This is a genomic window from Pseudactinotalea sp., assembly GCF_048594945.1.
GTDB lineage: Bacteria > Actinomycetota > Actinomycetes > Actinomycetales > Beutenbergiaceae > Pseudactinotalea.
The window spans coordinates 1-6,445 of record NZ_JBMDXJ010000442.1; the positions used below are offsets into that span (position 1 = coordinate 1).

General features: G+C 69.1%; 5 protein-coding genes and 1 pseudogene. 4 read left to right on the forward strand and 2 right to left on the reverse strand.

Annotation, left to right across the window (positions count from 1 at the left end; all coding sequences use genetic code 11):
* Positions 1 to 1,483 (forward strand): dihydroxy-acid dehydratase (gene ilvD / locus ACOJSN_RS20120; RefSeq protein WP_420114261.1); only part of this gene is annotated, 1,483 nt, incomplete at its 5' end.
* Between the two features lie 20 nt (positions 1,484 to 1,503).
* On the opposite strand, the gene ACOJSN_RS20125 is transcribed toward ilvD, so the two are convergent.
* The gene (locus ACOJSN_RS20125; protein WP_420114262.1) at positions 1,504 to 1,884 is read right to left on the reverse strand and encodes a RidA family protein; all 381 of its coding nucleotides are present in this window, start codon (positions 1,882 to 1,884) and stop codon (positions 1,504 to 1,506) included.
* Positions 1,885 to 1,904: 20 nt separating this feature from the next.
* Positions 1,905 to 2,975 carry a glycoside hydrolase family 172 protein gene (locus tag ACOJSN_RS20130; protein WP_420114263.1) on the reverse strand — a complete coding sequence of 357 codons (1,071 nt, stop codon included), beginning with the start codon at positions 2,973 to 2,975 and terminating at the stop codon, positions 1,905 to 1,907.
* A gap of 104 nt (positions 2,976 to 3,079) precedes the next feature.
* Here ACOJSN_RS20130 and ACOJSN_RS20135 point away from each other — a divergent pair, with 104 nt between their 5' ends.
* From ACOJSN_RS20135 to ilvN, 3 genes and pseudogenes are all read left to right on the forward strand, one after another.
* Positions 3,080 to 3,727: a VOC family protein gene (locus tag ACOJSN_RS20135; protein ID WP_420114264.1), complete on the forward strand. Its 648-nt coding sequence runs from the start codon at positions 3,080 to 3,082 to the stop codon at positions 3,725 to 3,727.
* A 259-nt stretch (positions 3,728 to 3,986) separates the two neighbouring features.
* Positions 3,987 to 5,828 (forward strand): annotated as a pseudogene (locus tag ACOJSN_RS20140) (acetolactate synthase large subunit).
* A gap of 5 nt (positions 5,829 to 5,833) precedes the next feature.
* Positions 5,834 to 6,358, forward strand: coding sequence for an acetolactate synthase small subunit (gene ilvN / locus ACOJSN_RS20145; protein ID WP_420114265.1), 525 nt, complete (start codon positions 5,834 to 5,836; stop codon positions 6,356 to 6,358).
* Positions 6,359 to 6,445 lie beyond the last annotated feature (87 nt).

Genomic DNA, 6,445 nt, shown 5'->3' on the forward strand with positions numbered 1-6,445 from the left:
CGGCGGGTACCCGCTGGAGTTCGGCACCATCTCGGTGTCCGACGGCATCTCCATGGGCCACGAGGGCATGCACTTCTCGCTCGTGAGCCGCGACATCATCGCCGACTCGGTCGAGACCGTGATGATGGCCGAGCGGCTCGACGGCTCGGTGCTGCTCGCGGGGTGCGACAAGTCCCTGCCGGGCATGTTGATGGCGGCAGCACGGCTCGACCTGGCCTCGGTGTTCCTCTACGCGGGATCGATCATGCCGGGCTGGGTGAAGCTGAGCGATGGCACCGAGAAGGACGTGACGATCATCGACGCGTTCGAGGCGGTGGGCGCGTGCGCTCGCGGGTTGATGAGCCGGGAGGACGTGGACACCATCGAGCGTGCCATCTGCCCGGGGGAGGGCGCGTGCGGTGGCATGTACACCGCGAACACGATGGCGTCGGTGGCCGAGGCGATCGGGATGTCGATCCCCGGGTCGGCCGCGCCGCCCTCGCCGGACCGACGCCGGGACTCGTATGCGCACCGTTCGGGTGAGGCCGTGGTGGAGATGCTGCGGCGCGGCATCACCGCGCGCGACATCATGACCAAGGAGGCCTTCGAGAACGCGATCGCGGTGGTGATGGCGTTCGGCGGATCGACCAACGCGGTCCTGCACCTGCTGGCGATCGCCCACGAGGCCGAGGTGGACCTCACGCTCGCGGACTTCTCGCGGGTGGCGGACTCCGTGCCGCACCTCGGTGACCTGAAGCCGTTCGGGCGGTACGTGATGAACGACGTGGACCGCATCGGTGGCGTGCCGGTCATCATGAAGGCGTTGCTCGACGCCGGACTGATGCACGGCGACTGCCTCACGGTGACCGGCAAGACTCTGGCAGAGAACCTCGCCGACATCGCGCCGCCGGACCCGGACGGCAAGATCCTGCGTGCGATGTCGGAGCCGATTCACCCCACGGGCGGCATCACGATCCTGCACGGATCGCTCGCTCCTGAAGGTGCGGTCGTCAAGTCCGCAGGCTTCGACTCGACGACGTTCGAAGGGACGGCGCGGGTGTTCGACCGCGAGCGGGCAGCGATGGACGCGCTGGAGGACGGCACGATCACCGACGGCGACGTCGTGGTCATCCGGTACGAGGGCCCCAAGGGTGGCCCGGGCATGCGCGAGATGCTCGCGATCACCGGTGCTATCAAGGGCGCTGGCCTGGGCAAGACGGTGCTGCTGATGACCGATGGCCGCTTCTCGGGCGGCACCACCGGGCTGTGCGTGGGTCACGTCGCGCCCGAGGCGGTCGACGGCGGACCGATCGCGTTCATCGAAGACGGTGACCGCATCGTTCTCGACGTCGCGAACAAGACGCTCGACCTGCTGGTCGAGCCGGAGGTGCTTGAACGCCGCAGGGCAGGCTGGCAGCCATTGCCTCCGGTCTACACCCGTGGCGTGCTCGCGAAGTACACCAAGCTCGTGCAGTCGGCGAGCACGGGCGCGGTGCTCGTCTGAGCTGCGGCGCAGTCCGCCGGTCAGCGCGCAGCGACCGCCTCGACCTGGACCAGGAGCGACGGGTCGGCCAAGGCGCCGACGATGAGGAGCGTGGCTGCGGGCCGCGGGTCGGGCAGGAACGGCGAAGCCGCCTCGACGAAGCTCGGGATGTGGTCGTGCTGCGTGAGGTAGATGGTCAGCTTCGCGACGTTGGCCATGCTCATGTCCCCCTCGGCCAGGACGGCGACGACGTTCTCCATCGCGATGACGGTCTGCTCGGCAATCCCGTTGCCGCGGGTGCCGTCCGGTCGGACTCCGCCCTGGCCCGCGAGGAAGGTCATCTCGCTGAACCCGGTGATCGAGATCGCCTGGCTGTGGAACGGCGACCTCACCGATCGGAAGGGATCGAGCGCGGTGAACATCGGTCCACGGTAGCCGCGGATCAGAGGATCTCGAGGTCGTCGAGCGCCGGCGTGGGTGGGCGGTTCGCGGTCGGTGCGTCGAGGTAGAAGAACGCAGTCGAGGCGATGTCGTCGTGCAGGGGCAGATAGCGGTGGCCGCTGCGCCAGCCGAGCGCCTGGATGTCGACCGTCAGGTCGGTGCTGAAGCGGATCGGGTCCGGCACGTGCCAGCGGTACATGCCGAAGCGCTGCTGGGCGTCATAGAGACCGTCCGGCCGGATGATCTGGTGCAGCCCGAGGTATGGCGTGGAGTAGGCCGTGTAGCCCTGGCCGGGGACGTCGAAGTTCCACGCGCCGCCGAAGTAGTCCTCGGTCCCGGTGCCGGCGATGGTGGGGAAGCGGTTCGCGGGATCGCCGGCGTCCCCATCGAGGTAGAACTTGATCTCGCCCTCGCCCCACCAGCCCGTGGAGTTGACGCCCCAGGCGAGATAGGTGCCGGCGTAGTGGCCGCGCCCGCGCACGTCCTCGAGGATCGTGTGGGTGGTGCCGCTCTCGAGCGGGTTGCTGCGACGCCACTGCGCGTGGAGGCGGGCGCCCTGCGCCACCGCCTCCCCGACGTCGTAGGTCACCTGGTAATAGACCGTCACCGTGTCCTCGGAGAGGTTCTCCACCGTGAGGTGGGCGCCGTCGGTGAACGGCATCGGCCAGTACGAGTTGAACCCGCCGTGCGGGTTGGCGGCCACCATCTGCGAGCTGAGCTGGGCGAACCGGCCCCAGCCCTGGCCGAAGAAGTCGCCGACCGGCACCTCGACCGCGGGCTCGGCCGCACCGTCCCAGGAGGCGCGCAGGAGCAGTCGGCGCCAGTTGTCTGTGTGGGTCGTCAGCCAGACGTGCGTGATGCGCCCGGCACCCTCGATACGCGCCAGGTCCCAGGTCGCCCCCGGCTCGATCTGAACACTGGGGGAGACCTTCCAGCCGACTCCGAGGTCCCGCGCGCAGGCAGCACCCGTCCCTTCGACGGCGCGACCACCACCGTTCTTGGCGCCCGTGAAGTTCTCAGGACTGATCGAGCGGGTCTCGACGTCGAGCAGCGAAGCGATGTCGTGGTGCATGAGGTGGTGGGTCCTCCAGGACGGGTGCCGTGCACGGCAGAAGTAATCGATTGCTGATCACCCTACCGGCAGCGACGCGAGCGGCATCGGCATAGCGTGGAGGAATGGAGAAGTTCACGGCTTCGCAGGTGCTCGCGATGGATGGCCTCGCCGACTGGCGGGTGATGCTCGGGGCGCTGCGCTCGCGGTTCGTCACGCCGGACATGAGCGCGGGCGCCGCGTTCGTGGCCCGCATGGTCGAGGCGGCGAATGCAGCGAACCATCACCCGGACCTACAGGTCAGCTATGGGCACGTCGACGTCGACCTCACCACGCATGACGCCGGCGGGCTCACAAGCCGCGACGTGGACATGGCGCGCACGATCTCGGCGCTGGCCGCTGAGGCGGGTCTGGACGCCGAGCCGGCGCAGAGGCAGGTGATGGAGTACGCCGTCGACGCCCTGGACATCGATGCCGTGCGACCCTTCTGGGTGGCGGTCACAGGGCTCGAGCCGGACGAGCGCGGCGACCTGCCGGCCGCCGGCACCGGCGTGGTCGCCGTCTGGTTCCAGCAGATGGATCAGCCGCGCCCGCAGCGCAACCGGATCCACCTCGACGTCACGGTGCCACTCGAGGAGGCCGAGGGCCGAGTGGCCGCGGCGGTTGCCGCCGGCGGAACGCTGCTCAGCGACGCTGCTGCGCCGCGATTCTGGGTTCTCGCGGACGCGGAGGGCAACGAGGTCTGCGTCTGCACCGCTGCCGGGCGCGACTGAGAGACGTCCGCGATACGGACTCGTGATCCACAGAATGAGACGGAGGGCGGGTGGAGTTGGGCGAACACGGCGTGCGGGTCTACAGTGTCGAACGTGTCCAGCACCGTGATTCTCGTCGTACTTACCGAGCGCGCCAGCGCAGCGGTCTGAACGTCGACCTCACACTGAGCGCGCACCCCTCGACAGCCCACTCCGGGCCGAGGGGTTTTTGTATGTCCGCACCCGCAACACCGCCGTCTCGAAAGGCCAAGGAGGAGCGATGACGACGCAGGTCCCGCACCCCGCCCCGCCGCGGCCGGCCCCGCCCGCCCAGGCGCGACCGACCGCAGCGCACAGCAACCCGGCCGCGGCCGGGGAGCCCATGTCCGGCGCGGCGGCGGTCGTACGCTCGCTCGAGGCGGTCGGCACGGACGTCATCTTCGGCATCCCTGGCGGTGCGGTGCTGCCCGTCTACGACCCGCTGTTCGACTCATCGATGCGGCACATCCTCGTGCGCCACGAGCAAGGCGCCGGACACGCCGCCACCGGCTAGGCCGCCGCGACGGGCCGCGTCGGCGTCTGCAGGGCGACCTCCGGACCCGGCGCGACCAACCTCGTGACGCCGCTCGCCGACGCGCACATGGACTCGGTGCCGGTGGTCGCGATCACCGGTCAGGTCGCGCAGTCGATGATCGGCACGGACGCCTTCCAGGAGGCCGACATCGTGGGTATCACGATGCCGGTCACCAAGCACAGCTTCCTCGTCACCGACCCGGCGGAGATCCCGGCCAGGATCGCCGACGCGTTCCACATCGCGCAGACGGGCCGACCCGGCCCCGTGCTCGTGGACATCGCCAAGAGCGCCATGCAGACCGAGACCCGGTACACGTGGCCCACCGAGCTGGACATCCCGGGTTACCACCCGATCACCAAGCCGCACATCAAGCAGGTGCGCGAGGCCGCTCGACTGCTGGCGACCTCGCGCAAGCCGGTGCTGTACGTGGGCGGCGGCGTCATCCGGGCCGACGCCTCGGCCCAGCTCCGCGAGCTGGTCGACCTCTCGGGTGCCCCCGCCATCACCACCCTGATGGCGCGCGGCGCGCTGCCCGACAGCCACCCGCAGCACGTCGGCATGCCCGGCATGCACGGTTCGGTCTCCGCCGTGGCCGCACTACAGAAGGCGGATCTGATCGTCGCGCTGGGAGCCCGATTCGACGACCGGGTGACCGGCAAGCTCGACTCGTTCGCTCCGAACGCGACCGTGGTGCACGCCGACATCGACCCTGCCGAGATCGGCAAGAACCGCATCGCGGACGTGCCGATCGTGGGCGACCTCCGAGAGGTGCTGGCGGACCTCGCCGCCGAGCTGCGCCGCGAGCACACCCAGCACGGTCAGCCGGACGTGCAGGCATGGTGGGCGTTCCTCGACGACCTGCGTGATCGTTACCCGCTCGGGTGGACGCCGACTGCGGACGGCCTGCTCGCCCCCCAGCACGTCATCTCCCGGCTGGGAGAGCTGGCCGGCCCCGAAGCGATCTATGCCGGGGGAGTGGGGCAGCACCAGATGTGGGCGGCCCAGTTCATCCGCTACGAGCACCCACGCACGTGGCTGAACTCGGGTGGCCTCGGCACGATGGGTTACTCGATCCCTGCCGCCATGGGAGCCAAGGTCGGTATGCCCGACCGCGAGGTGTGGGCGGTCGACGGCGATGGCTGCTTCCAGATGACCAATCAGGAGCTCGCCACCTGTGCGCTGGAGGGCATCCCGATCAAGGTCGCGCTGATCAACAACTCGTCGCTGGGCATGGTGCGCCAGTGGCAGACGCTGTTCTACGGCGAGCGCTACTCCAACACCGACCTCAACACCGGCCACGAGACCCGTCGTATCCCGGACTTCGTCAAGCTGGCGGAGGCCTACGGCTGCGTGGGCCTGCGGTGCGAGTCGAGCAAGGACGTGGACGAGACGATCAAGAAGGCCCGGGAGATCGACGACCGCCCCGTGGTCGTGGACTTCGTGGTCAGCCGCGATGCCATGGTGTGGCCGATGGTCGCCGCCGGCGTGTCCAACGACGAGATCCAGTACGCCCGGGACATCACACCAGACTTCGAGCGGGACGAGTGAGCAAGATGAGCCGACACACCCTGTCCGTGCTGGTGGAGAACAAGCCCGGTGTCCTCACGAGGGTCTCTGCGCTGTTCGCACGCCGTGCCTTCAACATCCACTCCCTCGCCGTGGGGCCCACCGAACATGCGGAGATCTCCCGCATCACGGTGGTGGTCGACGTCGAGGGCAACCCGCTCGAGCAGGTCACCAAGCAGCTCAACAAGCTGGTGAACGTGCTCAAGATCGTGGAGCTGACGCCGCAGGCGTCGGTGCAGCGTGAGCTGCTGCTCGTCAAGGTGAAGGCCGACGACGCGGCGCGCACCGCCGTACTGCAGGTCGTCGAGCTGTTCCGGGCGCATGTCGTGGACGTCGCTCCGGACGCCGTGACGATCGAGGCCACCGGCGGTGAGGACAAGCTCAACGCCCTGCTCACCGCGCTGCAGCCGTACGGCATCCGCGAGATCGTGCAGTCCGGTGCCGTGGCCATCGGCCGTGGCAGCCGTTCCATGACCGACCGGGCACTCGAGCGCATCGCTCGCAGCGCCTGACCATCCCCAACCCAGACCGCAACACCCCCAACTCCAAGGAGATTGATCCGTGGCCGAGCTGTTCTACGACGACGACGCCGACCTGTC